At 63.2% G+C, this 25073-nt stretch carries 29 protein-coding genes and 2 pseudogenes; 15 read left to right on the top strand and 16 right to left on the bottom strand.

From position 1 onward, the window contains the following. Window positions 1–7: 7 nt before the first annotated feature. The 3 genes from CK224_RS22535 to CK224_RS22525 all read right to left on the bottom strand — a co-directional run bounded on the left by CK224_RS22535 (window position 8) and on the right by CK224_RS22525 (window position 1543). The gene (locus CK224_RS22535) at window positions 8–391 is read right to left on the bottom strand and encodes a hypothetical protein (protein WP_066989496.1); all 384 of its coding nucleotides are present in this window, start codon (window positions 389–391) and stop codon (window positions 8–10) included. Between the two features lie 69 nt (window positions 392–460). Then, window positions 461–1027 carry a DUF2155 domain-containing protein gene (locus CK224_RS22530; RefSeq protein ID WP_066989493.1) on the bottom strand — a complete coding sequence of 189 codons (567 nt, stop codon included), beginning with the start codon at window positions 1025–1027 and terminating at the stop codon, window positions 461–463. A 117-nt stretch (window positions 1028–1144) separates the two neighbouring features. Then, window positions 1145–1543, bottom strand: coding sequence for an NADH:ubiquinone oxidoreductase subunit NDUFA12 (locus CK224_RS22525; protein ID WP_066989491.1), 399 nt, complete (start codon window positions 1541–1543; stop codon window positions 1145–1147). 225 nt (window positions 1544–1768) lie between these two features. Between CK224_RS22525 and panB the strand changes: the two genes are divergently transcribed. Together panB and panC are read left to right on the top strand one after the other, a co-directional pair. Then, complete coding sequence (panB, locus tag CK224_RS22520; RefSeq protein ID WP_066989489.1) at window positions 1769–2608, top strand: 3-methyl-2-oxobutanoate hydroxymethyltransferase; 840 nt, start codon at window positions 1769–1771, stop codon at window positions 2606–2608. After that, the gene (panC, locus tag CK224_RS22515; RefSeq protein ID WP_095783278.1) at window positions 2605–3468 is read left to right on the top strand and encodes a pantoate--beta-alanine ligase; all 864 of its coding nucleotides are present in this window, start codon (window positions 2605–2607) and stop codon (window positions 3466–3468) included. Before panB ends, panC begins: the two co-directional genes overlap by 4 nt. Here the strand turns inward: panC and CK224_RS22510 are convergent. The 4 genes from CK224_RS22510 to CK224_RS22495 all read right to left on the bottom strand — a co-directional run bounded on the left by CK224_RS22510 (window position 3465) and on the right by CK224_RS22495 (window position 6903). Further along, the gene (locus tag CK224_RS22510; protein WP_095783277.1) at window positions 3465–3953 is read right to left on the bottom strand and encodes a GNAT family N-acetyltransferase; all 489 of its coding nucleotides are present in this window, start codon (window positions 3951–3953) and stop codon (window positions 3465–3467) included. The genes panC and CK224_RS22510 overlap by 4 nt on opposite strands. Window positions 3954–3957: 4 nt before the next feature. Further along, window positions 3958–5457, bottom strand: coding sequence for an Asp-tRNA(Asn)/Glu-tRNA(Gln) amidotransferase subunit GatB (gatB, locus tag CK224_RS22505; protein ID WP_095783276.1), 1500 nt, complete (start codon window positions 5455–5457; stop codon window positions 3958–3960). A gap of 172 nt (window positions 5458–5629) precedes the next feature. Then, the gene (locus tag CK224_RS22500) at window positions 5630–6061 is read right to left on the bottom strand and encodes a CBS domain-containing protein (protein WP_066989480.1); all 432 of its coding nucleotides are present in this window, start codon (window positions 6059–6061) and stop codon (window positions 5630–5632) included. A 104-nt stretch (window positions 6062–6165) separates the two neighbouring features. Continuing rightward, window positions 6166–6903: a rhomboid family intramembrane serine protease gene (locus tag CK224_RS22495; protein ID WP_095783275.1), complete on the bottom strand. Its 738-nt coding sequence runs from the start codon at window positions 6901–6903 to the stop codon at window positions 6166–6168. A gap of 421 nt (window positions 6904–7324) precedes the next feature. Between CK224_RS22495 and CK224_RS22490 the strand changes: the two genes are divergently transcribed. The 4 genes from CK224_RS22490 (at window position 7325) to CK224_RS22475 (ending at window position 10428) form a co-directional block, all read left to right on the top strand. After that, entirely contained in the window at window positions 7325–7963 is a 639-nt protein-coding gene (locus CK224_RS22490) for a PAS domain-containing protein (protein ID WP_067321654.1), read from the top strand. Between the two features lie 170 nt (window positions 7964–8133). Beyond that, on the top strand, window positions 8134–8748 hold the full coding sequence (locus tag CK224_RS22485; protein WP_067321610.1) for a PilZ domain-containing protein: 615 nt from the start codon (window positions 8134–8136) through the stop codon (window positions 8746–8748). 266 nt (window positions 8749–9014) lie between these two features. After that, complete coding sequence (locus tag CK224_RS22480; RefSeq protein WP_095783274.1) at window positions 9015–9620, top strand: transglutaminase-like cysteine peptidase; 606 nt, start codon at window positions 9015–9017, stop codon at window positions 9618–9620. Window positions 9621–9876: 256 nt separating this feature from the next. Continuing rightward, a complete protein-coding gene (locus CK224_RS22475) occupies window positions 9877–10428 on the top strand; it encodes an ankyrin repeat domain-containing protein (protein ID WP_095783273.1) in 552 nt (183 codons plus the stop codon). Between the two features lie 32 nt (window positions 10429–10460). On the opposite strand, the gene CK224_RS22470 is transcribed toward CK224_RS22475, so the two are convergent. Then, window positions 10461–10988 (bottom strand): gamma carbonic anhydrase family protein, encoded by a 528-nt coding sequence (locus CK224_RS22470; RefSeq protein WP_095783272.1) that lies wholly within the window; start codon window positions 10986–10988, stop codon window positions 10461–10463. Between the two features lie 17 nt (window positions 10989–11005). Further along, on the bottom strand, window positions 11006–11350 hold the full coding sequence (locus tag CK224_RS22465; RefSeq protein ID WP_066989468.1) for a hypothetical protein: 345 nt from the start codon (window positions 11348–11350) through the stop codon (window positions 11006–11008). A 109-nt stretch (window positions 11351–11459) separates the two neighbouring features. Between CK224_RS22465 and CK224_RS22460 the strand changes: the two genes are divergently transcribed. The 3 genes from CK224_RS22460 to CK224_RS22450 all read left to right on the top strand — a co-directional run bounded on the left by CK224_RS22460 (window position 11460) and on the right by CK224_RS22450 (window position 14285). Beyond that, the gene (locus CK224_RS22460) at window positions 11460–12182 is read left to right on the top strand and encodes a hypothetical protein (RefSeq protein WP_095783271.1); all 723 of its coding nucleotides are present in this window, start codon (window positions 11460–11462) and stop codon (window positions 12180–12182) included. Between the two features lie 131 nt (window positions 12183–12313). Continuing rightward, on the top strand, window positions 12314–13552 hold the full coding sequence (locus CK224_RS22455; RefSeq protein WP_095783317.1) for a cytochrome P450: 1239 nt from the start codon (window positions 12314–12316) through the stop codon (window positions 13550–13552). Window positions 13553–13577: 25 nt separating this feature from the next. Then, window positions 13578–14285 carry a transporter substrate-binding domain-containing protein gene (locus tag CK224_RS22450; RefSeq protein WP_095778663.1) on the top strand — a complete coding sequence of 236 codons (708 nt, stop codon included), beginning with the start codon at window positions 13578–13580 and terminating at the stop codon, window positions 14283–14285. Between the two features lie 18 nt (window positions 14286–14303). On the opposite strand, the gene CK224_RS22445 is transcribed toward CK224_RS22450, so the two are convergent. From CK224_RS22445 to CK224_RS22425, 5 genes are all read right to left on the bottom strand, one after another. Further along, on the bottom strand, window positions 14304–14648 hold the full coding sequence (locus tag CK224_RS22445; protein ID WP_066989461.1) for a cupin domain-containing protein: 345 nt from the start codon (window positions 14646–14648) through the stop codon (window positions 14304–14306). A gap of 5 nt (window positions 14649–14653) precedes the next feature. Next, on the bottom strand, window positions 14654–15934 hold the full coding sequence (locus tag CK224_RS22440; protein ID WP_095783270.1) for an O-acetylhomoserine aminocarboxypropyltransferase: 1281 nt from the start codon (window positions 15932–15934) through the stop codon (window positions 14654–14656). A gap of 158 nt (window positions 15935–16092) precedes the next feature. Then, window positions 16093–16614, bottom strand: a complete 522-nt coding sequence (locus tag CK224_RS22435) for a CoA-binding protein (protein ID WP_095783269.1) — start codon at window positions 16612–16614, stop codon at window positions 16093–16095. Next, window positions 16611–17387 carry an AAA family ATPase gene (locus CK224_RS22430; RefSeq protein ID WP_095783268.1) on the bottom strand — a complete coding sequence of 259 codons (777 nt, stop codon included), beginning with the start codon at window positions 17385–17387 and terminating at the stop codon, window positions 16611–16613. The genes CK224_RS22435 and CK224_RS22430 overlap by 4 nt, the downstream gene beginning before the upstream one ends. Window positions 17388–17432: 45 nt before the next feature. Beyond that, complete coding sequence (locus CK224_RS22425) at window positions 17433–18254, bottom strand: enoyl-CoA hydratase (protein ID WP_095783267.1); 822 nt, start codon at window positions 18252–18254, stop codon at window positions 17433–17435. 148 nt (window positions 18255–18402) lie between these two features. On the opposite strand from CK224_RS22425, the gene CK224_RS22420 reads away from it, so the two are divergent. From CK224_RS22420 to rpsI, 3 genes are all read left to right on the top strand, one after another. Then, complete coding sequence (locus CK224_RS22420; protein WP_095778659.1) at window positions 18403–18864, top strand: PaaI family thioesterase; 462 nt, start codon at window positions 18403–18405, stop codon at window positions 18862–18864. Window positions 18865–19088: 224 nt separating this feature from the next. After that, entirely contained in the window at window positions 19089–19553 is a 465-nt protein-coding gene (rplM, locus tag CK224_RS22415) for a 50S ribosomal protein L13 (protein WP_066989450.1), read from the top strand. Next, complete coding sequence (rpsI, locus tag CK224_RS22410) at window positions 19553–20029, top strand: 30S ribosomal protein S9 (protein ID WP_066989448.1); 477 nt, start codon at window positions 19553–19555, stop codon at window positions 20027–20029. The genes rplM and rpsI overlap by 1 nt, the downstream gene beginning before the upstream one ends. Before the next feature lie 58 nt (window positions 20030–20087). Here rpsI and CK224_RS22405 read toward each other — a convergent pair. Beyond that, window positions 20088–20939, bottom strand: a pseudogene (locus tag CK224_RS22405) (LysR substrate-binding domain-containing protein); the annotation flags it as partial. Here CK224_RS22405 and CK224_RS22400 point away from each other — a divergent pair. Next, window positions 20940–21614, top strand: a pseudogene (locus CK224_RS22400) (oxidoreductase); the annotation flags it as partial. Window positions 21615–21814: 200 nt separating this feature from the next. Here the strand turns inward: CK224_RS22400 and CK224_RS22395 are convergent. Continuing rightward, window positions 21815–22873, bottom strand: coding sequence for a glycerophosphodiester phosphodiesterase family protein (locus tag CK224_RS22395; protein ID WP_095783266.1), 1059 nt, complete (start codon window positions 22871–22873; stop codon window positions 21815–21817). A gap of 232 nt (window positions 22874–23105) precedes the next feature. Here CK224_RS22395 and speB point away from each other — a divergent pair, with 232 nt between their 5' ends. Further along, window positions 23106–24107 carry an agmatinase gene (gene speB, locus CK224_RS22390; protein ID WP_067000830.1) on the top strand — a complete coding sequence of 334 codons (1002 nt, stop codon included), beginning with the start codon at window positions 23106–23108 and terminating at the stop codon, window positions 24105–24107. A gap of 29 nt (window positions 24108–24136) precedes the next feature. Beyond that, window positions 24137–25069 carry an N-acetyl-gamma-glutamyl-phosphate reductase gene (gene argC, locus CK224_RS22385; RefSeq protein WP_095783265.1) on the top strand — a complete coding sequence of 311 codons (933 nt, stop codon included), beginning with the start codon at window positions 24137–24139 and terminating at the stop codon, window positions 25067–25069. Window positions 25070–25073: the final 4 nt, after the last annotated feature.

Below are 25073 nucleotides of genomic sequence, written 5' to 3'. Positions count from 1 at the left end.
TAAGCGGTCACCCGCTCGCAGTTTCGATTGGCGTCTGGGAATGAAACATCATCTTCCAGCCATCGGCGCGATGAACATAGCCGGTGCTGACGAGAGCGGCATAGGGCTCGCCGTTTTCCCGCGTCGCGCGCGCCTCGTAGGTTAGCATGACGATATCGCTGCCGGGTTCGACCATGCCTTTCAGCCGAATGTCGAGATCGCGCCAGCGATTGGGCTTGGTGGCGGTCTTGGCCAGATCGGCATTGGTCATCGCCTGCGCCATCTCCGGAAAGGCGACGAGGCAATCCACATCGGCGTGGGCCGCGAAATAGGCGGAATCGCCAGTCCAGAAGCCTTTCTCGATATCGAGAAGCTCTTTCTTGCTGGCAGTGATCGGCCTGATCGTTGCCATGGAAATCTCCCGTCGCCATCACCGTTTATCCAACGGATTGCGAAAAAGAGGGTTCCGAGAGTTCCGAGATCAGTTCGTGTCTGTGGTGTCGGCGCCATCCGGCGCGGGCGCCGCGTCCGACGGCTCAGGCGCTGCCTCGGCAGACGGCTTCGGCTTGGCGGTATTCGTCTTCGGCTTGCCCGTATCGGCCTTGGCGGCGGTCGGCGGCGGCACGTCCGATTTTTGCTTGCAGCCCTTCAGCCAGACGTCATAGACGGCGTGCTCGACCGCGTTGAGACCGGGGCTTTCGGCGAACATCCAGCCGGTAAAGATACGGCGGATCTTGCGATCGAGCGTGATCTCGTCGACCTCGACGAAGGAATCGGTCTTCGGCTGTTCGGTCTCGGGCCGAGAGTAGCAGACGCGCGGCGTCACCTGCAGGGCGCCGAACTGCACCGTCTCGTCGATATAGACGTCGAAGGTGATGATGCGGCCGGTGATCTTGTCGATGCCGGCGAATTCGGCGACCGGATTGGTGATGCGGTCGGAAACCGCCGGTGCCGCCGGTGTCTGCGCGGCGGCGAACCCTGCCGTCGAGGCAGCCAGAACGGACGCTGCCGCGAACAGTCCCGTCGAGAGTCGGCCGAAAGAGTTCATGCAGGGATACCGGTGGTTGCGCCCGGGTGATTCTCTCAATCGCCCAAGGCTAGTCAGGGCTGCGCTATCAGCAAGCAGCTAAACGCCAATTGTGGCGACAAAAGACCGAAAACGCGTTTACGAACCGGGCGTCCAAGCGTCGTAGTCGCCGGTGACCTGCGGACGATGCTGGTTGGTCAGAATGGAACCTTGCGGGCGATAGGCGCTCGGCGTTCCTGTAAGGTTGGGCCGGTGCGGCTTCTGCCAATCACGAGCCTTATAGCTCTCGCTCGACGGAGGCGTGTCGACGCGATGATGCATCCAGCCATGCCAGCCCGGAGGGATCTTCGAGGCTTCGGAATAGTCACGATAGATGACCCAGCGGCGGGTGCGACCTTCCGAATCGATGCCGCCCTCGTAATAGACGTTGCCGACCTCGTCCTCGCCGACCTTGTTGCCGAAGCGCCAGGTGTGGAAGCGCGTGCCAAGTGTCTGGCTGTTCCACCAGGTGAAAAACTGCAGCAGGAAAGTCTTCATCCAGATCCTCGTTGCGGCAGCGGCCGCGCCGTTTCCTGCTTATGGCGTCAGGTCAACGCGAAGGCAAGGGTTTTGCCCAGCCTGCGATGTAAATGCTTCGTGCGCTAAATCGATACACGCGTGGAGATATCGCCACCTCGGCTTGCCAAGCGTTTGCGCAGTTTCTAAAGCTCGCACGCCCGGCAAAGCTGGCGGCCGGCCCGTGCCGGTTGAGGGAGGTGACGATTGGCCCCAGAACGATCCACCGGCAATCGGATCGGCGCCGAAGACATTCGCCGTCGCAAGGGCGGCGTGCCGATCGTGTGTCTCACCGCCTATACCTATCCGATTGCGCGCATGCTCGATCCGCATGTCGACCTGCTTCTGGTCGGCGACAGCGTCGCCATGGTGCTGCATGGCCATGCCACGACGCTCGGCGCTTCGCTGGAGATGATGATCGCGCATGGACAAGCGGTGATGCGCGGCTCGGCGAAGGCCTGTGTGGTGGTCGACATGCCGGCAGGCAGCTACGAGGACTCGGTGGCGCAAGCCGTTGCCTCGGCAAGGCTCATCATCGGCGAGACGGGCTGCCAGGCAGTGAAGCTCGAGGGCGGGGTCGACATGGCCGCGCAGATCGCTGCAATCGTCGCGGAAGGCATCCCGGTCATGGGCCATATCGGCCTGCAGCCGCAGTCGGTGGACAAGGAGGGCGGCTACAAGATCAAGGGCAGGAGCAGGGAAAACGTCGCCGCCCTTTTTCGCGACGCCGAAGCGGTTGAAAAGGCCGGCGCCTTCTCGGTCGTCATCGAGGGCACGGTCGAGGCGGTGGCTTCGGACCTCACCCGTCATATCGCGATCCCGACCATCGGCATCGGCGCCAGCGGCGACTGCGACGGCCAGATCCTAGTGGTAGACGACATGATCGGCATGACCGTCAACCGCGTGCCGAAATTCGTCAAGGAATACGCAAAGCTGCGCGACACCATTGCGGATGCGGCGGCGCGTTACGCCGACGAGGTGCGCAGCCGCGCATTTCCCGGACCTGACCACGTTTTTTCGGCGGCATCGGGTAAGGACCAGGCATGAGCGGGCCAATCGTCGTCGAGAGCGTTGCGGCCCTTCGCGCGCAGATCCGGGATTGGCGCCGGGCTGGCCTCAAGATCGCCATGGTGCCGACCATGGGCGCGCTGCATGACGGCCACATCTCGCTGGTCAGGATCGCGCTCGAAAAGGCGGAGCGCTGCGTCGTCTCCGTCTTCGTCAATCCGACCCAGTTCGCGCCGACCGAGGACCTGGACAAATATCCGCGCCAATTGGCCCGCGATCTCGACCAACTGCGGGAAGCAGGCGTGCATCTGGCGTTCACGCCAGGCGTGGCGGAAATGTACCCGGCCGGCTTCGCCACCAAAATCTCGGTCGGAGGCCCCTCCTCCGGCCTGGAGACGGATTTTCGGCCTGCCTTCTTCGACGGCGTCGCCACTGTCGTGGCCAAGCTTTTCCTGCAGGCAGCGCCCGACTGTGCCGTGTTCGGTGAGAAGGACTACCAGCAGCTTTGCGTTGTCAGGCAGCTGTGCCGTGATCTCGATCTGCCGGTCGAGATCGTCGGCGCGCCGACCGTGCGTGATTCCCACGGCCTCGCCATGTCGTCGCGCAACGCCTATCTCGGCGCGGCCGAGCTCGAGATCGCGCGCAAATTCAACGTGGTTCTGCGTCAGACCGCGGCCGAACTCGCGTCCGGCGCGGATGAGGCACGTGCGGTGAATGCGGCTGCGGAAGCGCTCGTCAGCGCGGGCTTTCGGAAGGTCGACTACGTCGCCGCGCGGGAGGCCGCAACGCTCGCGCCCTGGCGACGAGACCGCGACGGGCGCCTGCTCGCGGCGGCCTGGCTCGGCACCACCAGGTTGATCGACAATGTGGAAGTCCCTGCCGCTCCGCCTGCGCTTTAGCCGAGCCGCTTCTCCAGGATGAGCGCGGGCCATCCGGAACTGCCGCCGCAATCCGCTGTCCTGCCTGCCGTCCGAAATCCGTTCGCCTCGTAGAAGGCGATCGCCACCGCATTCGCCTGCTCGACCTCCAGACGCAGCGTCCGCATCTGCGGAAAACTGGCCTCGACTTCGTCGAGCAGCGCCTGGCCGATCCTTTGCCGCTGACAATCCGGAGATACGTAGAGCTGGTTCAGAAGGACGATCTTCGGGTCGGTAGTCGCGGCCGCGAAAGCCATGCCGCCAAGCCGCTTGCCATCGTCAGCGACCAGGAATTCGGAATTCGGCCGGGCCAGTTGCGCCTTGAGCGAAGCAAGAGAATGCCAGTCGTCGGTGATCGCCGTTACATGCTCGGCGCCGTAGATGGCGTCATAGGTCGCATGCCACGTCTCGACCAGCAGCGCGCGGATCGCAACAAGATCGCGCTCGCTGGCGGTGCGGACGAACATCGCTCTATTCGATGCCGAGCTTGGCCTTGACCAGCTCGTTGACCGCCTGCGGGTTCGCCTTGCCGCCGGTCGCCTTCATCACCTGGCCGACGAACCAGCCGGCCATGGTCGGCTTGGCGCGCGCCTGCTCGGCCTTGTCCGGATTGGCGGCGATGACCTCGTCGACCGCCTTCTCGATGGCGCCGGTGTCTGTCACCTGCTTCATGCCGCGGCTTTCGACCAGTTGGCGCGGATCACCGCCCTCGTTCCAGACGATCTCGAACAGGTCCTTGGCGATCTTGCCGGAGATCGTGCCCTCCTTGATCAGGTCGACGACGGTACCGAGCTGCTCAGGCGAAAGCGGAGCGTTTTCAATATCTTTGCCAGCCTTGTTGAGAGCGCCCAGCAGGTCGTTGATGACCCAGTTGGCGGCAAGCTTGCCGTCGCGCCCCGAGGCCACCTGCTCGAAATAGTCGGCGATCGGCTTTTCCGAGACCAGCACCGAGGCGTCGTAGGGCGATAGGCCTAGCGAGCCGATCAGCCGCGCCTTCTTCTCGTCCGGGAGTTCCGGCAGATGCTGTGCCAGATCATCGACATAGGCCTGGTCGAACTCCAGCGGCAGAAGGTCGGGGTCGGGGAAATAGCGGTAGTCATGCGCCTCTTCCTTGGAGCGCATCGAGCGCGTCTCGCCCTTATTGGGGTCGAACAGGCGCGTCTCCTGCTCGATCGCGCCGCCGTCTTCGAGAATGGCGATCTGACGGCGCGCTTCGGACTCGATGGCCTGGCCGATGAAGCGGATCGAGTTGACGTTCTTGATCTCGCAGCGCGTGCCGAAGGCGCCGCCCCGGCGGCGCACTGAGACATTGACGTCGGCGCGCAGCGAACCCTCGTCCATGTTGCCGTCGCAGGTGCCGAGATAGCGCATGATGGTGCGCAGCTTGCTGACATAGGCCTTGGCCTCGTCGGCGGAGCGCATGTCCGGCTTGGAGACGATCTCCATCAGCGCAACGCCGGAGCGGTTGAGGTCGACATAGGACATTGTCGGATGCTGGTCGTGCATAGACTTGCCGGCATCCTGTTCCAGATGCAGGCGCTCGATGCCGACCTCGATGTCCTCGAACTCGCCCTGCCGGTCCGGTCCGACCGAGACGATCACCTTGCCTTCGCCGACGATCGGCTGCTTGTACTGCGAGATCTGATAGCCCTGCGGCAGGTCCGGGTAGAAATAGTTCTTCCGATCGAAGACCGACTTGTGGTTGATCGCGGCCTTCAAGCCCAGCCCAGTGCGGATCGCCTGCTTGACGCATTCCTCGTTGATCACCGGCAGCATGCCGGGCATCGCCGCGTCGACCAGGCTGACATTGGCGTTGGGCGCCGCGCCGAAAGAGGTCGAGGCGCCGGAGAACAGCTTTGCCCCGGACGTCACTTGCGCATGCACTTCGAGCCCGATGATGATTTCCCAGTCGCCGGTGGCGCCGGAGATCAGGCGTTTCGGGTCGGGCGTGCGGGTATCGATGATGCTCATGGAGGCCTATGGGTCGCATTTGTGGCTGGCGCGATTTTGCTTATCGCGTTGCGATCGCATCACTCGCTAGTGCAAACCGTTCCTTGAGACAAGTCCAAAGCCGCGCGCAGGCCTCCAGGCAGCTTGCGCTTGTAAGCCCACGGGCTGTGCTGGCGGCTCCTTTCCGCCTGTATCAGGCGGTGGCGATGTAGGCTCGGATCTCCTCGGCCTCGCGCTCGACATCCTCGATCCGGCGCTTGACCACATCGCCGATCGACACGATGCCGTCGAGCATCCCGTCCTTCTCTACCGGCAGGTGGCGGAAGCGACCCTTCGTCATGATCTCCATGACCTCGTTGACCGTGTGGTTCTCGTTGCAGATCTTGACCTTCGGCGTCATGGCCGATCGGACCGGAATATCGAGCGCGGCCGCGCCCTCCCTGGCCAGCACTCGCACGATGTCGCGCTCGGAAAGGATGCCGACGATCTTGCGGTCGCCATTGGTGATGACCAGCGCGCCGATCCTATGCTCGGTCAGGATGCGAATGGCTTCGCTCAGCTTTTCATTAGGCCCGAGTGTGAACACGTCATGGCCTTTTTGCTCAAGAATTGCCTTCACAGTCATGGCGTCCTCCTGTGCCTTGCCCGCCGGCTCCTGCCCTGACCGGCATTCACGTTCCGGTGAACATGGTGCGCCGTGATTGGTTGCATTTCAAGTGCGCCGCAGGGCTACTCGGACGGCTGGGGCCGATCGAAAAAACGCACGCCGAAAAAGCCTGCGACAAAGCCGCCGATATGGGCTTCCCAGGCGATCTGTCCTTCGATCCCCGGCGCAAAGCCGAGAAGGCCGGTCGCGAGGTTGATCACCATCCAGACGCCGAGGAACGTCATGACGCCGCGCGAACGCAGCACGATTGCGATCGGCAACGGCTCGCCGGCGAAGGCCGCCTGGCCTGACGAGCGATCGATCCGGAAGCCGTAGCGCGCCGCCGCTCCCATCATGCCCGAGATCGCGCCCGAAGCGCCGACCAGCGGCATCTCGCCATAAGGGTGCATGGCCCAGAACAGCGCGACCGAAGCCAGCCCGGTCACGGCGTAGAACACCGCAAATCGGGCCACGCCGAAACGATTGGCGAGCGGTGAGCCGAAAGCGGCAAGCCAGACCATGTTGACGGCAATGTGGGCGAGGCCCCCATGCATGAAGGCATAGGTGAAGGGGCGCGTGAACAAGAACCAGTCGAAGCCGTATTGACCGGTGTAGAGCACCGGAATGAAGGCTCCGTCGTAGAGCAGCGTTATTTGCTGGTCGTCGTTCAGCACATATCGCTCCAGCAGGAAGACGATCGCGCAGATCCCCATCACCGCCAGCACAACCGGCGGCAAGTTGAACACCGGCTCGCGGCGCGGCTCCGGCGCTTCGTCGTCTGGTTGCAATTCGGATTCGGTCGGTGTTACCGGCTCGCTCATGGCCTCTTCGCAGCTGGCTGGAGACTCGATTTCGGCCGAGCATGTAGTTCACGCCTGATCGAATCACAAATCGCGAATCGCCCCAAGCTGAATCGGATAGGGCCTGGATCGGCGACGCGAATCAAAAGAAAGCCGTCCAGGTTTCCCTGAACGGCCGGTCGAGTCCCCTGCTCCCCGAAAACTGACTGAAGTGTTGCCGATCGCTGCTGAAACGACCGTTTTGGAGTGGTTTTTGATGTGCCACAGGCCCCGTCGGCGTGCAACGTAAACCACTTGTTAACCTTAACGGCCCCGAGACGTGAACAAACGTTAACGATGCTGGCACGCATCCTGCTCCGCACCGCATGAAAGTCATCGGAGGGCGCCCTGTCTGTTCGCCGATGGGACAACAAGAAAGACAGATTGCCGGAGCGGAATGGAAATGAATCAGAACGGATCAATCGCGCTGTTCCAATATTGGAACCGGCTGCGTGATGGCCGCCCGGCTCCGAAACGCTCGGAAGTGGAGCCGGCGGACATCAAGACGCTCCTGGCCGATACATTCATCCTGGAGCGCGACACACGCGCCGAAGCCGTGTTCCGGCTGGCCGGCACCAGGCTCTGCGCCTATTACGGCCGCGAGCTCAAAGGGTTTTCCTTCCCCTCGCTCTGGCGCGAGAAGGACCAGCGGCTTATGTCGCGTCTTATCCACGGCGTCTTCGATCAGAAGTCGGTGCTGCTTCTGACCTATGAAGGATTCAGCCGAAACGGTCGTTCCAGCAAGTTCGAGCTGCTGGCGCTGCCGCTCGATGGCGGCGTCGAGAGCCCTCGCTGCCTCGGCATCGTCAGCGCCGCGGATCGGCCGTTCTGGCTTGGTGCCGACCCGCTCGCCGACGCCCTGATCGACGCGATCCGGGTCATCGATCCCGACAAGGACCCGATGTTCCTGAAGAACCGGCCGGCGATCGATGTTCCGTCGCTCGTGCCGACGGAGTTCGACGCGCCCGAGACCATTTCGGCGCTCGGCCGCGTACGCCGGATACGGCATCTCGTCGTCTTCGACGGCGGGCGCAACGAGTAGAGCGGATCGCGAGATTTTGCCCCGATCTGGTCCAGGCCTTTGCCTTGCGTGCGGGGCCGCCCCCAGCCCATTTGGGCCGGCTTTTTCCCGTTTGTTAACCTGCTTTGCTGTAGCTTTTCCGGTGAAATTCCTCGCACGTCGCGCGGAATGCCAACGGGGTGTAGGCAGTCATGAGGTCAGCGGCGGAATTTGCGCCGTCCCGTGTGGAGCGGCGCAATTTTCAGCGTGTCCGGGTGAAAATCTACGGACGCTTCATGCTGGAGGACCGCACGGAACACGCGTGCCAGGTGATAGACATGTCGCCAGGCAATGTCGCCTTGCGCACCGATCGCGTCGGCATGCCGGGGGAAAAGGTCATTGCCTATATCGATCACATCGGTCGCATCGAAGGCATCGTGACGCGCACCTCGCAGGACGGTTTCGCCATGACCGTCATCGCTTCGGACCGCAAGAAGGACAAGCTCGCCGCGCAGCTCACCTGGCTTGCGAACAAGCATGAGCTCGACCTGCCGGAAGACCGCCGCCACGAGCGCGTCGCGCCGCGCAATCCGATGAGCGTGCTGCAGCTCACCGACGGGCGACAGTATCAGTGCCGCATCATCGACCTGTCGCTCTCGGGCGCGGCGATCGAGATCGATGTCAAACCAGCAATCGGCGTGCAGGTCATGCTGGGAACGATGCGCGGCCAGGTCGTGCGTCACTTCGAGGACGGCGTCGCCATTGAGTTCGCCGTCATCCAGCGGCCGGAAACCTTGGATTCGGAATTCAACGCGCCGCGGTCCTGACCGCTTAGATGCGGACATGCATCCAACCGGCCTCCAGCGGCCGGTTTTTTGTTGGCCGGATCAGGGCCTTCTAGCAGCCGGGCGGCATGTCGAGACGCCACGTGATCCGGGTGCGGCGGCCGGTTTAAATTCTCAACAATCCGCAGTCGAGATAGTTCAAATTTTATATTTAATCTACGGGCGTTTTACTCAATCTCTACTTCCGGTTTTTGCGTCAAATAAATCCCAACGTGGGACAGTCTCTCTCAAACGGGGAGACTACCATAATGAAAATGACGAGGGGCAAGCTGTTGCTCTTGGCAATGGCGATGCAGCTTTCCGCCTGGGGCACGGCAAGCGCGGGACCGCTGTTCATGCATACGGGTGGCCGCACCACCCAGCCCGTCGGCCATTATGAACTCTGCCAACGTATCCCCATCGAATGCAATGAGACGACGCCGAATGGGTCTCCTGTCGAACTGACCCGCAAGCTGTGGGCGACGATGATCAAGGTCAACAATTCGGTCAACACCCGCGTCAAGCCGCGTACCGATATGGAGATCTACGGGGTCGAGGAATACTGGGCCTATCCCGACAATGGTTTCGGCGACTGCGAGGACTACGCGTTGGAGAAGCGCCGCGAATTAATGGCCGCCGGTGTCCCCGCCGGCGACCTTTTGATGACGGTCGTGCGCCAGCCGAACGGCGACGGCCACGCGGTGCTGACGGTGCGCACCAGCCTCGGCGAGTTCATCCTCGACAATCTCGAGCCGAAAGTGCTCGCCTGGAACGACACGATCTACACCTACCTCAAACGTCAATCGACAGAGAATTCAGGCGTTTGGGTTTCGATCAACGACGGCCGCGAGGACGCGGTCGCCAGCGTCCGCTAGGATCCCAATGCATGCTGCCCCAAGATGCGCAGGGCTTTTGGGGCAACGGCACACACGAAGAGATTAAGCACGCCGCATTCATACGGCGTGCCTGGAAAAAGCCCGGTCGAGTCCCCACCCTCCCCGTCCCCAACGACCGGGTTTTAGGAGCCGGCCCTGTCCCCGGGCCGGCTCCGCTTTTTTTGCCGCCGCCTGCGGGCCTTTCTCGTAACGGCAGACCGGAGCAATATGGCCGTTTATTTTTGGATGGACGGCGATGCTGGAAATCCCGGACGAACGGTGCGAGCGCGCCAAGCTGTTCCAGGCAATAGACGACGCCTTCAAGGCCGGCGATTTCGATGGGCTTGGCAAGGCGCTCGGCAGCTCCGCGCGATGGTACGACGAGAGGATGCCGTTCGAGCTCGGCCTCGGCCATCCGTTGGAATACGCGATCTATTGGAGCCCGACCGGCTTCATCGCCACGCTGCTTGATGCAGGCTCGAATCCGAATTACGAGGATCCCGCCGGCTTCCCGTCGATCATCGCCGCGCTATCCACCGAGCGATCGGACAGGCTGCAGCTTATCCAGATCCTGCTCGAGCAGGGCGCCGACCCGAACATGCGCGGGGTCAACGACTGGACGCCTCTGCATTACGCCGTGGCGCAGCGCGACGCCGAGGCAATCCGCCTGCTGCTGGCGTCGGGCGCGGATCCGTCGCTCAGGACGCGCATCGATGATTGTGAAACCGCCCTGGAAGGTGCAGACCGCGCCGGTTTCGAAGCGGGGGCGTTGCTGCTGCGTCAGGCAATGTCCCGACGCAGTCAATAAGGTCGCGGGCGAAGCGGCGGACTGAACCGCTGTCACAGATCCTTCAATCCGGCCTTGAAGCGCCTGCCGTTGGCGACATAGTGCGCGGCCGAGACCCGCAGCCTCTCGATTGCCGCGTCATCCAGCACCCTTATCACCTTGGCGGGCGAGCCGACGATCAGCGAATTGTCCGGGAAAACCTTGTTTTCCGTCACCAAAGCGCCGGCGCCGACCAGCGAATTCTTGCCGATCCTCGCGCCGTTGAGCACGATGGCGCCCATGCCGATCAGGCTGTTGTCGCCGACCGTGCAGCCATGCAGCAGGGCGCGATGACCGATCGTGCAGCCCTGCCCGATGCTGAGCGGATAGCCCGGATCGGTGTGCATGACCGAATGTTCCTGCACATTGGTGTCGGCGCCGATGGTGATCGGTTCACCGTCGCCGCGGATGACGACGCCGAACCAGAAGCCGGCATTGCGGCCTATCGCGATATCGCCGATCAGCGTGGCATCGGGCGCCACCCAATTGGTTTCGGCGTCCTCGAACCGGGGCGCCTTCCCGTCGATCGCATAGATCGGCATCTTTTCTCCGATTCGTCTCAAGCCGAGAATTCGGCGGAGCTTAGGAGACCCGTTGCCCAGGAAGCAATGGTGATCAGCACGATGCCGAGCGCCAGTGCCCACGCAATCGCCGTGCAGCCGCAGGAAAGCAGCGCAAGCGTGCCGATGCGCCCCTCGCGCCGCGCAGCCAGAGCATCATTGGTGAGCATGAACGGGCCGGCGCAGGCGGTCACCGCGAGCGAGCGCACAATATGGGCAGGCGTGACATAGGGATCGGCGAAGGCCAGCCGGCGGCCGCAGACGATTTCCATCGCCGAGCCGGCGAGGCCGCAAGCCGTCAGGCCGACCGCAAAAGCGTAGAGAGGGAGCAGCATGAGATCCATCTTTACCAACCGTTTACCATGAGACCGCACAGTCGTGCCGACGCGCTGCAAGAGCCATGCCGCGCCAGTTGTGCCACCTGAGGACAGGTGAGCGGATCGGGGAATCGCGATGAGAGAGGCAGCCGCCGCGGAGGAATTCGAGGTTGTCGACTCGACCTTGATGAAGCGGGTCTTCTACGTCTTCGCGGCGCTCGCCCTGCTTTCAGTGGCTATCAGTCTCGGCGGCAAATGGCTCGGCCGGTCGATCGCCATGGCCGGCTATACCGACGACACGACCGTGCGCCAGGTCGTCATGGGCAACAATGTGATCAGTGTGCCGGCCAACTTCATCCGCTTCGACCAGGCCAGGCGCGACGGCATCGCCTCGCGCTTCGACCTTTATCTGCGCTATCCCGAAATGGACGGCTACAGCACCGCCGCGCGCGACGACTTCAACCACGTCACGACCAGGAAGATCATCTTCCTGTCATTCGAGCCGCGGATGATGTCGCGCGACATGAGCGGCCGTTTCGCCCCAATCTACAGCGCCCTGATCGTCACGCCGGGCACGCCCGGCCCGGGCGGTACAAGGCTCTACGGCTTCACCGAGAAATCGGGCTATCTCAACGAGGTCCTGGCGGTCGCCGAGCGCCCCGGCAAAGACCCGTTCGTCGCCCGCTGCCTGAGCGGCCCAACTGCCGAGGATTCGCTGGCCCCCTGCGAGCGCGACATCCAGGTCGGCGACGATCTCAGCCTCACCTACCGCTTCCCGCGCGAGTTGCTCGGGAACTGGCAGGCGCTCGATGCCGCGATCGCCACCAAGGTGGCCGGTATCCTGAAAACGGGACGCTGAAGCGCTCCGCCGGAGCCATGGCGCGCCACCCGCTCTTCCTCTCCAGCGGCCAGCCTGGCTCAATATATCGGCACGACCGGCTCGGCGATGCGGTATGGCATCGGGCCGGCAAGGCGCGCTATTGGTCGAACATGATGCCACCCTATCTCACGTTCGATCCCGTCAGCCGCCGCCTGCGCCTCGACCCGCATGAACCTGCCTTTGTGCAGAACCCGTATGAGGCCTACGCCTTCTTGCACGGCGCTTCGAACGCCTTCTTCTGGGAGAATTACGGTTTTTGGTGTTTCGGCGGCTTCGACGACGTCAACCGCCTGCTTCGCGATCGTCGCTTCGGCCGCCAGAACCCGGCCGGCATTCCCGACAGCCGCGGGGTTGGCGACGACCGTTCGCACCTGACAGCCTTCGACGCCATCGAAGCCAATTCGATGCTTGAGCTCGAGCCGCCGGTGCATACTAGGCTGAGAACTTTGGTCAATCGAGCCTTTGTCTCGCGCCAGGTCGAGCGACTGAGGCCGCGCATCGACGCTCTGGCCAATGAGCTGATCGACCGCTTCGAGCCGGGCTCCGTCGATCTTCTGCCCGGTTACGCCTCGCCCTTGCCGATCACCATCATCGCCGAGATGCTCGGCGTTCCGGTCGAGATGGGGCCGCAACTGCTCGACTGGTCGCATCAGACGGTCGCCATGTACATGCACGGCCGCACGCGCGAGACCGAGGAGACGGCCAACCGCGCCGCGCGCGATTTCGCGGCGTTCCTGCGCGGCTATGTCGCCGAGCGGCGCAAGAGACCCGGCGACGATCTGCTTTCGCTGCTGATCGAGGCCCAGGACAACGGCCAGAAGCTCTCGGAGGACGAGCTGGTTTCCTCAGCTATCCTTCTGCTCAACGCAGGGCACGAAGCGACTGTGCATCAGACCGGAAATGCCGTGAGAACGATCCTCGCGCAGGGCGGCGATGCGCGCCGCTTCTTCGCAACACCGGAGGCCAATGCCGCCACGGTCGAGGAATGCCTGCGCTACGATGCGCCGCTGCACATGTTCCTGCGCTATGCCTATGAAGAGATGGAAGCTGCTCCGGGCATTTTGCTCAAGCCCGGCGAGACGGTGGCGCTGCTGCTCGGCATGGCCAATCACGACCCGCTGGCTTTCGCCGGACCGGCCACATTCAACCCGGCGCGAACCGACCAGAAGAACGTGTCGTTCGGCGCCGGCATCCACTTCTGCATCGGCGCGCCGCTGGCCAGGCTGGAGTTGCAGGTGTCGCTGAAGACGCTGTTCGACCGGCTGCCGGATCTAGGCCTGACGGAAGAGCCGCGCTTCCGCGACACCTATCATTTTCATGGATTGGAAGCGCTCTCGGTGCGCTTCTGAACCGCAATAATCCGAAGATCTGAAAATGAGATTCGCCTTTCTGCAGGAACCGCCCTTCTGCTTCACCGATGCATCCGGGAAAGTCGGCGGCTGCGACGCGATGCTGGCCGAGAAGATCTTCGCGATGTCCCAAACGACGGCTTTCACGCCCGTCGAGACCGAATTCGCCGAGTTGCTGCCGGGACTGGCCGACGGCCGCTGGAACATGACCACCGGCCTGTTCATCTCCGAAGAGCGCAGCAAGCTGGTGGACTTCAGTCGCCCGATCTGGTCGCTGCCGGACGGCTTGATGGTTGCCAAGGGCAACCCGCTCGACCTTGAGGGCTATCGCTCTCTTGCAGGCCACCCTTCCGCGAGGCTTGGCGTGATATCGAACCAGATCCAGCATCGGACGGCCCTTGAGAATGGCGTGCCGCCGGAGCGGATCAGTGTGTTCGCCACGCAGGCCGAGGCAGCGGAGGCGGTGGCTATCGGCAGGGTGCAGGCCTATGCCAGCGTTGCCATGGCGCATCGCGGCTATATCGCGCGGCGACCGGCTGCGCTGGCCGATGTCATTGACGTTCCCGCGTCCGAACGGTTGCCCGCCGCCGGCGCGTTTGCGGTCGCTAAAGGCAACGACGCGTTGAGGCGGCGTGTCGATGACGGTCTGGGCGACCTGCTTGGAAGCCGGTGGCACCGCGACCTGATGGCCGGATTCGGTTTCTCCGGAGCGGATGTCGACCGGCTGCTCTAACAGCCCGGCAAGCGCGCTTCACAGCTTGATCACATATTCCTTCCGCGTCGTCTCCAGCACTTCCCAGGTTCCCTTGAAACCCGGCCGCAGCACAAAACTGTCGCCGGCCTTGACCGTGCGCGCGTCGCCGCCGTCTTCGGCGATCACCGAGACGCCGGACAGGATGTGGCAGAATTCCCATTCGTCATAGACGATGCGCCACTTGCCCGGCGTCGCTTCCCAGATGCCGGCATAAAGGCTGCCGTCCCGCTCCTCGACATTCCAGGTGCGGAATTTCGGATCGCCGGAGATCAAGCGGTCCGGGGCCGGCGCGCCGGCCTCCGGCTCGACAGTTTCGGGATCAACCGCGAGAAAGGCGGACATCGCGCTCAGACCTTGCTCAGCGCCTGTTCGAGGTCGGCGACGATGTCGTTGACGTCCTCGATGCCGATCGACAGGCGGACCGTGTCCGGGCCGGCACCGGCCTTTACCTTCTGCTCGTCGGACAGTTGCCGGTGCGTGGTCGAAGCCGGGTGAATGACCAGCGACTTGGTGTCGCCAACATTGGCGAGGTGCGAGAACAGTTCCAGCGCCTCGACGAACTTGACGCCGGCCTCGTAGCCGGCCTTGAGGCCAAAGGTGAAAACGGCGCCGGCACCCTGCGGCGAGTATTTCTTCTGCAGCGCATTGTTCTTGTCGCTCGGCAGTCCGGGATAGTTCACCCAGGCGACTTTCGGATGGTTGGAAAGCCAGGCGGCGACGCTCGCTGCGTTGTCGCAATGACGCTGCATCCTGAGCGGCAAGGTTTCCAGGCCGGTCAGGATCAGGAAGGCGTTGAAGGGCGAGATCGCCGGGCCGAGGTCGCGCAGGCCGAGCACGCGCGCGGCAATGGCAAAGGCGAAGTTGCCGAAAGTCTCGTGCAGGACGAGGCCGCCATATTCAGGGCGAGGCTCCGACAGCATCGGGTATTTGCCCGACTTCGACCAATCGAAGGTGCCGCCGTCGACGATGGCGCCGCCGATCGAATTGCCGTGGCCGCCGATGAACTTGGTCAGCGAATGCACCACGATGTCGGCGCCATGCTCGATCGGCCGCACGAGATAGGGCGAGGCCAGCGTGTTGTCGACGATCAGCGGCAGGCCGTTCCTGCGAGCGATGTCGCCGATCTTCTCGATGTCGACGAAGATGCCGCCCGGATTGGCGAGACTTTCGATGAAGATCGCCCTGGTGTTGTCGTCGATTTGGCTCTCAAAGGTCGATGGATCGTTGGTATCGGCCCAGCGAACCTCCCAGCCATAATTCTTGAAGGCGTGGCCGAATTGGTTGATGGAGCCGCCATAAAGCTTTGTGGCAGATACGAAATTGTCACCCGGCCGCATCAGATTGTGGAAGACGATGACCTGGGCGGCGTGGCCGGAGGCGACGGCCAGCGCGGCAGTGCCACCTTCGAGCGCGGCGAGACGCTCCTCGAGAACAGCCTGCGTCGGGTTCATGATGCGGGTGTAGATGTTCCCGAAGGCCTTCAGCCCGAACAGCGAGGCGGCGTGGTCGGCGTCATCGAAGACATAGGAGGTGGTCTGATAGATCGGCGTGGCGCGCGCGCCGGTCGCCGGGTCCGGCTTGGCGCCGGCATGGACGGCGAGCGTGTTGAAACCGGGCGTACGGGTCATCGAAGCCTCCCTCTCAAACTTGCGGAAATCCCCGGGCATTCTTGGCCAAGCGCGGTCGTGAATGCAAAGAACAAAATACCTTTCGGCGTGCGATCTGCGTCGAACGCCCGGGAAAATCCGTTTCTTCCCGGAATAATTTTGCGCGCCTGGTGGTCCGCCTATTTCTGGCGCACGCCAAAACTCTGGAAACCCTTGCGCATCAAAGGCTTCTTCGACGACAGCACGCCGGAGTTGACGCCGGTCCAGCCGATCTCGCCCGACAGCTTGCCATATTCGATCTTGGGACAGCGGTTCATGACCACCTTGATGCCGGCTGCCTCGGCGCGCGCGGCGGCCTCGTCATGGCGAACGCCAAGCTGCATCCAGACGACCTTCGGCAGCGGATCGAGCTTCAGTACCTGCTCGACGATGCCAGGTACAGCGGCCGAGCCGCGAAAAATGTCGATCATGTCGACCGGATGCGGCAGGTCGGCCAGGCTGGCATAGACCGTCTGTCCAAGGATCTGCTTTCCGGCATGACCGGGATTGATCGGCAACACCGAAAAACCCTTGGGCAGCAGATATTTCAGCACGAAATAGCTCGGCCGCACGTCGTTGGGCGAGGCGCCGACCATGGCAATGGTCTTCACCGAGTTCAGAATGCCGGCAATGTAGCTGTTGTCGTAGGCGTCGTGATTCATGGCTCGTCCTCATACAGCGCATCGGCGAGAAAGGCAGCCGGATCGCTGCAGAAGTCACGCATCATGCGAAAATGATCGGTGTCCTGAAAATCAATCAGATCGAGGCCGATGCGGCTGATGCGGAAGAGCCGCGCGTTCGGGCAGGCCATCAGCAACGGAGAGTGCGTCGCCATGATCACCTGCGCGGTGCCGGACCGCTCCATGCGCTGAAGCAGCTTCAGCAACTCGATCTGGCGCGTCGGCGAGAGCGCGCTTTCGGGCTCGTCGAGGATGTAGATGCCCTGTCGTCGGCAGCGTTCCTCGAAGAAGCGGATGAACCCTTCGCCATGCGACCATGACAGGAAGTCCGGCGGCGCTCCGCCAGACTCCAGCGCCGCCTGGTCAAGATAACGAGCCACGGAGTAAAAGGACTCCGCCCGAAAGAACCAGCCCGCGGTGACCTTCGGCAGCCAATGGCAGCGCAGCGCAGCGGCAAGTGCAGCACCACTTTTGTCGATGGCGCCTGAGTGGTCGACGGGCATATAGCCTTTGCCGCCGCCGGCCTCGTCATAGCCGGCCAGCGCGCCGATGGCTTCGAGCAGCGTCGATTTGCGGGTGCCGTTCTCGCCAACGATGATGGTGATAGCCGACGTGAATTCGAACTCGAACTCGCGATCCCGGAAGATCGGCAGGCTCCATGGATATCCGTCCCAATCCGCGACGCGCGAAGACTCAAGCAGAATGCGCTTGAGATAGGGCGCTTTCAGCCGCGTCAGTTGCTTGCGGGCAGCCACGTCGGACCTTCAATCATGAAAAAGCGCGCTGCATTCTCGGGTCAATTATTCGTCGGCCCATTCCGGCTTGCGCTTGCCGATGAAGGCGCCGATGCCTTCCTCGGCGTCGCGCGCCAGCATGTTTTCCACCATCACACGGCCGGTATAGGCGTAGGCGTCGGCCAGCCCCATTTCGGCCTGGGTGTAGAACGCCTCCTTGCCGGTCTTGACCACCAAAGACGATTTTGAAGCAACGGTTTGCGCGTATTTGTTGACAACCTGATTCAGATATTCGCGCGGCACGATCCGGTTGACGAGACCGAACTCCTTGGCCGTCGCCGCATCGATCGTCTCGCCGGTGAGAAGCATTTCCATCGCCTGCTTGCGCGAGACGTTGCGCGACAGCGCAACCATCGGCGTCGAGCAGAACAGGCCGATATTGACGCCGGGCGTGCAGAAGGTCGCTTCGTGCGAGGCGATGGCGAGGTCGCAGCTCGCGACAAGCTGCAATCCGGCCGCGGTAGCCAGACCGTCGACCTCGGCGATCACCGGCCTCGGATGGCGAACGATGGTCTGCATCAGCTTTGCGCAGGCGACAAAGGTCTTTTCGAAGAAGGCGCGGCCGCGATCCGGTTCGGCGCGGTGCGCCGTCATTTCCTTGAGGTCGTGGCCGGCGCAAAACACTTTGCCTGACGCTGCCAGGATGATGACGCGTACGGATTTGTCGTCCTTCACGCGGTCGAACTCGGCCTGCAGCGCCGCCATCGTCGCCAGCGACAGCGCGTTGGCCGGCGGGCTTGCAAGGGTGAGTCGCAGCACGCCCTTGTCTTGGCTGACAAGAACCGGGCCGTCGGCGACGGCGGGCTTGATGGCAACGACTTCGGCCATTTTTGAACCTCTCGATCAGCGGTCCCGGGTCATGGAGCAACAGAACTAACATGCTGCCGATTGAAGAACAGCCGCGAGACGTGTTTTCTCCGTGGCACCGTTTGGTCCAGGCGCGCCGTCTGGAACTTCCCGTATATAGGAATCGCGCATGCCCGCTCAAAGCAATCTCAAGCCGGTGCTGACCGCGGCCGAAGTCAACGCGCTGATGGCAAACGTCTATCCGCAGCTCAACGACCAGTTCTCCTTCTATGAGGCGCTGGAAGTGTTTCCGGGCGGCTGCACGGTGCGGCTCAATGCCGACCAGCGCCATCTGCGCCCCGGCGGCACGGTCTCGGGTCCAGCCCTGTTCACGCTTGCCGACATTGGCGGTTATGTGTGCGTGCTCAGCCATGCCGGGCCGGATGCGCTTTCGGTGACGACCAATCTCAACATCAACTTCATGCGCAAGGCCGAGGCCGGACCGATCGACGGCCATTGCCGTATCCTTAAGCTCGGAAAGAGCCTGATGGTCTTCGACATCGACATCGTCGCCGGGGCCGACCGGCACACGGTGGCCCACGCCACAGGGACCTATTCGATCCCGCCGAAGCGAATGGATGAGGTAAAATAATACCGTTTCGCCAATTGATTGTTTTTGCTTTATTTTCAGCGCCAGTAGAGTTTCCGCTTGGCTTGACGCATCCGGCACCCTCGCCTATAAGCCGTCACGAAACAGCGGCCGCAAGGGCCGCCGTTTTGTTATTGCCGGACGGCTTGGCCTCTCCGTCAATTCAAGCAACAAAAAACGCCTGTTCCTGCCGTTCGCGGACAGGACGGTCAACCTGAGAGCAAAACATGGCTACCTTTTCGCAGAAGCCTGCGGATGTGGTGAAGAAGTGGGTGCTGATCGACGCCGAGGGTCTCGTCGTCGGCCGCCTTGCCACTGTCATCGCCAACCATCTGCGCGGCAAGCACAAGCCCACTTTCACCCCGCATGTCGATGATGGCGACAATGTCATCGTCATCAATGCCGACAAGGTGGTGTTCACCGGCAAGAAGTACACCGACAAGGTCTATTACTGGCACACCGGCCATCCCGGCGGCATCAAGGAGCGCACCGCGCGCCAGCTGCTCGAGGGCCGCTTCCCCGAGCGCGTCGTCGAGAAGGCTGTGGAGCGCATGATCCCGCGCGGCCCGCTTGGCCGCCGCCAGATGAAGAATCTCCGCGTCTATGCAGGCACTGAGCATCCGCACGCGGCCCAGCAGCCCGTCACGCTCGACGTGGCCAAGCTGAACTCCAAGAACAAGAGGGCCTCGTAATGGCTGAGCTTTCCTCGCTCGCAGAACTCGGGACTGTCACGACCGCCGCGCAGCCGGCCGCGCCTGTCCACGTCCAGAAGCTCGACAAGTCGGGCCGCGCCTATGCCACCGGCAAGCGCAAGAACGCCATCGCGCGCGTCTGGGTGAAGCCGGGCTCCGGCAAGATCATCGTCAACGACAAGGAATTCGCGACCTATTTCGCGCGTCCCGTGCTGCAGATGATCCTCAACCAGCCGATCGTCGCCGCCAACCGCGCCGGCCAGTACGACATCGTCGCCACCGTCATCGGCGGCGGTCTCTCCGGCCAGGCGGGCGCCGTGCGTCACGGCATCTCCAAGGCGCTGACCTATTACGAGCCGGGCCTGCGTTCGGTGCTCAAGAAGGGCGGCTTCCTCACCCGCGACAGCCGCGTGGTCGAGCGTAAGAAGTACGGCAAGGCCAAGGCCCGCCGCAGCTTCCAGTTCTCGAAGCGCTAAGCGCTGCGAAGTCCAAGCATTTCGAAAAGGCCGCCTCCGGGCGGCTTTTTTGTTTCCGTCACCAGTGCCCGGCCGGGGTTTTTATGTAGTCGATGAAGGCGCGCAGCGGTGCCGGCACCAAGCGCCGGCCAGGGTAATAAAGAAACGGCCCCGAGAAGCTTTGCCACCAGGGCTGGAGCACCGGTTCCAGAACGCCGCTGTCGAAATACGGGCGCACCCAGTCCTCGAAGAGCCAAAGGATGCCGACGCCGGCGATCGCCGCATCGACAGCTAGATCGACGCCTCCACCGATGCTGACGACCAATGGCCCCGTGGGATCGACCCGCACCACCTCGCCGTCCCGCTCGAACTCCCAGGGCGTCATGACCCCGCTCGGAAAGCGGCCGCGCACGCAGGCATGGCCAAGCAGGTCGCGCGGGTGCTGCGGCCGACCGTGCCGGTCAAGGTAGGACGGCGCGGCGGAGGTCGTGAAGCGCTGCGCGCGCGGTCCGATCGGCACCGCGATCATGTCCTGCTCCAGCCGCTCGTCATAGCGGATTCCGGCGTCGCAGCCGGCCACCAGCACATCGACAAAGTTCTCCTCGGCGATCACCTCCAGGCGAATGGCGGGATAGGCCGCGAGAAATCCCGGAACGATTTTGGGCAGCACCAGCCGCGAGGCGCTTATCGGCACGTTGAGACGCAACGTTCCGGCGGGCCGGTCGCGAAAGCCGTTCACCACATCGAGCGCAGCTTCTACCTCGCCCAATGCGGGGCCGAGCCGCGCCAGCAGGCTGGCACCAGCCTCGGTCAAAGCAACGCTGCGCGTGGTGCGGTTTAAGAGCCGAACACCGAGTTGGGTTTCCAGACGGCGGATGGCTTCGCTGAGCGCTGACGCGCTGCCGGCCGTGGCGCGAGCTGCTTCGCGAAAGTCACCAACAAGCTGATCCGCAAGGCGCTATCGCCCTACCCCGACGACCTCACCATCGTCACAAAGATCGGCGCCCGTCGTGGCGAAGATGCTTCCTGGCTGCCGGCCTTCACAGCCGATGAGCTCGAACAGGCCGTACATGATAATCTTCGCAATCTTGGCCGCGAGGTGATGGACGTCGTCAATCTGCGCATCATGTTCGGGATGCATGGTCCAGCGGAGGGCTCCATCGAGGCGCAGGTCACCAAGCTCGCCGAGCTTCAGCGCAAGGGCCTGGTGCGCAATATCGGCTTGAGCAACGTCACCCGAGCGCAAATCCAGGAAGGCCGCAAGATTTGCGACATCGTCTGTGTGCAGAACCAGTACAATCTGGCGCATCGCGACGACGACGCGCTGATCGATGAACTGGCGCGCCACGGCATCGCCTATGTGCCGTTCTTTCCGCTTGGCGGCTTCAGCCCGTTGCAATCCTCGACGCTGTCCGGCGTGGCCGAGCGGCTCGGCGCGACGCCGATGCAGGTTGCGCTGGCGTGGTTGTTGCAGCGTTCGCCCAACGTCCTTTTGATCCCGGGCACGTCGTCGGTCGGGCATCTGCGCGAGAACCTTGCGGCAGCGGAGCTGGAGCTGTCGGCGGATGTGCTGCGCGAGTTGAATGGGGTGGCGAAAGCGGCGTAGGTTGGCGCAGCACCCCGCCCGCGCCTGCAGCGCGACCTCCCCATCAAGGGGAGGTAAGGCGCCGCGCTTTTCGCTCAAACGGGTTTAGCATTTCATGAATATCGCAGGCATGCAGCGACGGCAGGCTGGCACGACGCTCTAGCTCCCTCGATGGGGAGGTCGGCGCGAAGCGCCGGGCGGGGTGAAGCGCCGACGTCAGCTTAATTAATACTGGCCGTATGCGCCGACTCGGCTTGCTTGATGTCCGTCGTGTACGGTACGCGATAGCCATTGGCAGCCAGCCATTCGATCACCGCTTTTGGCTCGTCGGTCTGGATGATGGTGGCGCCGCGATCGACCCAGAAACCCCAAGCCTCGCGCGGCAGGCTGGCAGCGACCGCCAGCTCGTCGCCACGGCCGCCGGCAAGGAAGCCGCCCGGCTTGTTGACGATGGCATAGGTATCGGCCCAGAGGTGCCAGTCGCCGCGGACGGCTGTAGCCCGCATGCGCGTGCTGAACAGCGGGCCGCCGTTTGCGGTCAGCGTCTCGGCGCCGTTGCGCCAGTTGATCAGCTCGATAGCGCGTGGCGCGAACGCCTTGTCGACCTCGCCGGCAAAGGCGGCATCGTGCACGGCGTCATCGGCAAGGATCGGCATGAACTGGAAGCCGCCGCCCGCCTGGGCGAGCGCGGCCTTCGCGGCTTCAATGCGCGCCTGGTTCCACAGGTTCTCCTTGACGATCACCTGATCGGCCATGCCGAGATCGCGGGCAACCGCGATCATGCCGGGCAGGTCCGTCACCTCGAGCTTGTTGTCGAGATTGATCAGGATCCTGTCCTTGGTCGTCAGCAGCATTTCGCGCAGCGTCGACACCGGCTCGCTGGTGACGGCGCCGGTGCCCTCGATCACCAGCCGGCACTTCTTCAGCTGCGCCTGCGTATATTCCACCACCTCGCCCTTGCAGTTCGTGGTACGGTCGAGCCAGCTGTCATGCATGATGACGAACGCGCCGTCCTTCGAGCGCCTCACATCGACCTCGACTATCTCGGCGCCGCTCGCGATCGAGCCCTCGACCGCGGCAAGCGAATTCTCGGCATAAAGCGTCTTGCCGGCCTGCATGCTGCCGGCCCGATGCGCCGCGATCATCACATGGTCGCGCCACTGGTTGGCGTGTTCGAAGCGGTCGAGGATTTGGGCGGCGCGCGTCTCACCGGCTAAGGTTTGACTCGAGGCAGTCGCAAGCGCGGCAGACAGAAGAAGGCTCAGCCAGAGTGTTCGCATCGGGGAATCGCTCCGTTCCGGGTCGGGACCCGGTTAGGCGATGCCCATGACAGGGAGGTGAACGAAGCCGGCTAGCTGTTTGCTCAAATTTGTTTGGCGAGGCGTCATGGCGAGACAAATCCTGTGCTGCCGTGGCACTCCTCGAGCGCCGCTCGATATCGGCAAGCTGTGACTGGCAAGTTGCGTGCCGGTTCTGTAGTTGTGGCTCCCCGATGACAACCGAGGACCCGTAATGGCGAACCAAGAGATCGACCACGCCTTCACCGCCCGTTCCAAAACGGGGGCGTCGCTCGAGCCGACCTATGCCGGCGCGCTGTCGTTCATGCGGCGCAAATATACGAAGGATGCGAAGGGCGCGGACGCCGTCGTGTGGGGCATTCCCTTCGACGCCGCGGTCACCAATCGTCCCGGCGCGCGCTTCGGGCCGCAGGCGATTCGCCGCGCCTCGGCGATCCTCGACAACGATCCGCAATATCCGTTCTCGCGCGACCTGTTCGAACAGCTCGCCGTGGTCGACTACGGCGATTGCCTGCTCGACAGCGGCAACCACCAGAAGACGCCCGGTACGATCGAGCGCGAGGCGGCCAAGATCCTGAGCTCAGGCGCATTTCTTTTGACGCTCGGCGGCGATCATTTCGTCACTTGGCCGCTGCTGAAGGCGCATGCAGCGATCCATGGGCCGCTGGCCCTGGTGCAGTTCGACGCGCATCAGGACACCTGGCCGGACGACGGCAGGCGCATCGATCACGGCTCCTTCGTCGCCCGCGCGGTCAAAGAAGGCGTCATCGATCCAGACCGCTCGATCCAGATCGGCATCCGCACCCATGCGCCGGACACGTTCGGTATCAAGATCATCTACGGCCATGAAGTCGAGGAGATGCGCGCCTCCGACATCGCCTACGCGATCGTGGAGCGCACAGGCGGCAGGAAGACCTATCTTACCTTCGACATCGATTGCCTCGATCCGGCGTTCGCGCCGGGCACCGGCACGCCTGTGGCCGGCGGCCCGTCTTCGGCCAAGATGCTTTCGACGCTGCGCCAACTCGGCCAGATCGATATCGTCGGTGCCGACGTCGTCGAGGTTGCGCCGGCCTATGATCATGCCGATATTACGGCGATCGCCGGATCGATCATCGCCATGCACTATCTCGGCCTGGTGGCCGAAAGGAAGGCGCGGCTCGACGACCTGAACAACGGCACTCATGCCGTACTACATAACGCTCAAGGCATATAGCTCTGGAATCGCAGGGATTTTGGCAACCGATGAAACCGAAAATCTTCATTGACGGCGAACATGGCACGACAGGCCTGCAGATCAGGGCGCTGCTGGCCGACCGCGGCGATCTGGAGATCATCTCCATTCCCGCCGACCGCCGCAAGGAAGCCGCGGCCAGGGCCGAATTCCTCAACGCCGCCGATGTCGCGATCCTCTGCCTGCCGGATGCCGCGGCCAAGGAAAGCGTATCGCTGATCGAGAACGATACGACCAAGGTCATCGACGCTTCGACCGCGCATCGTGTGGCCGAAGGCTGGGAATACGGCTTTGCCGAAATGGACAAGGATCAGGCCAACAAGATCGCCAGTGCAAAACGCATCGCCAATCCCGGCTGCTGGCCGCAGGGCCCTATCGCGACGCTGCGTCCGCTGGTCTCGGCCGGCCTGCTGCCTGCCGATTTCCCCGTCACCGTCAACGGCATCTCCGGCTATTCCGGCGGCGGCCGGCCGATGATCGAGGACTATGTCGGCAAGGGCGAGGACGCGCCTGAATTCCTGCCCTATGGGCTCACGTTGCAGCACAAGCATGTGCCGGAGCTCAGGACCTACGCGAAGCTGTCGCACGATCCGATCATGCAGCCCGCCGTCGGCAATTTCGCGCAAGGCATGATCACGGTGGTGCCGCTGCAGTTGGTCGGCCTCGACCGTGTGCCGAGCGGCGCCGAGCTTCATGCGGCGATCGCCGATCACTATGCGTCGGTCGGCGGCGGCGTGGTCGAGGTTGCGCCCTATACGCATATGGAGCGCATGCCGGAGATCGATCCGGAGGCCTATAACGGCACCAACCGGATGAAGGTCTATGTGTTCGCCAATGACGAGCGGGCGCAGGCGCTGCTCTTGGCCGTCTACGACAATCTCGGCAAGGGTGCTTCCGGCGCTGCCGTGCAGAATCTGGACCTGATGCTCGGCATCAAGCACTGAGCGA

Origin of the sequence: Mesorhizobium sp. WSM3862, from assembly GCF_002294985.1 — a bacterium.
Lineage (GTDB): Bacteria > Pseudomonadota > Alphaproteobacteria > Rhizobiales > Rhizobiaceae > Mesorhizobium.
This window is presented reverse-complemented; position numbering and strand designations above follow the sequence as displayed.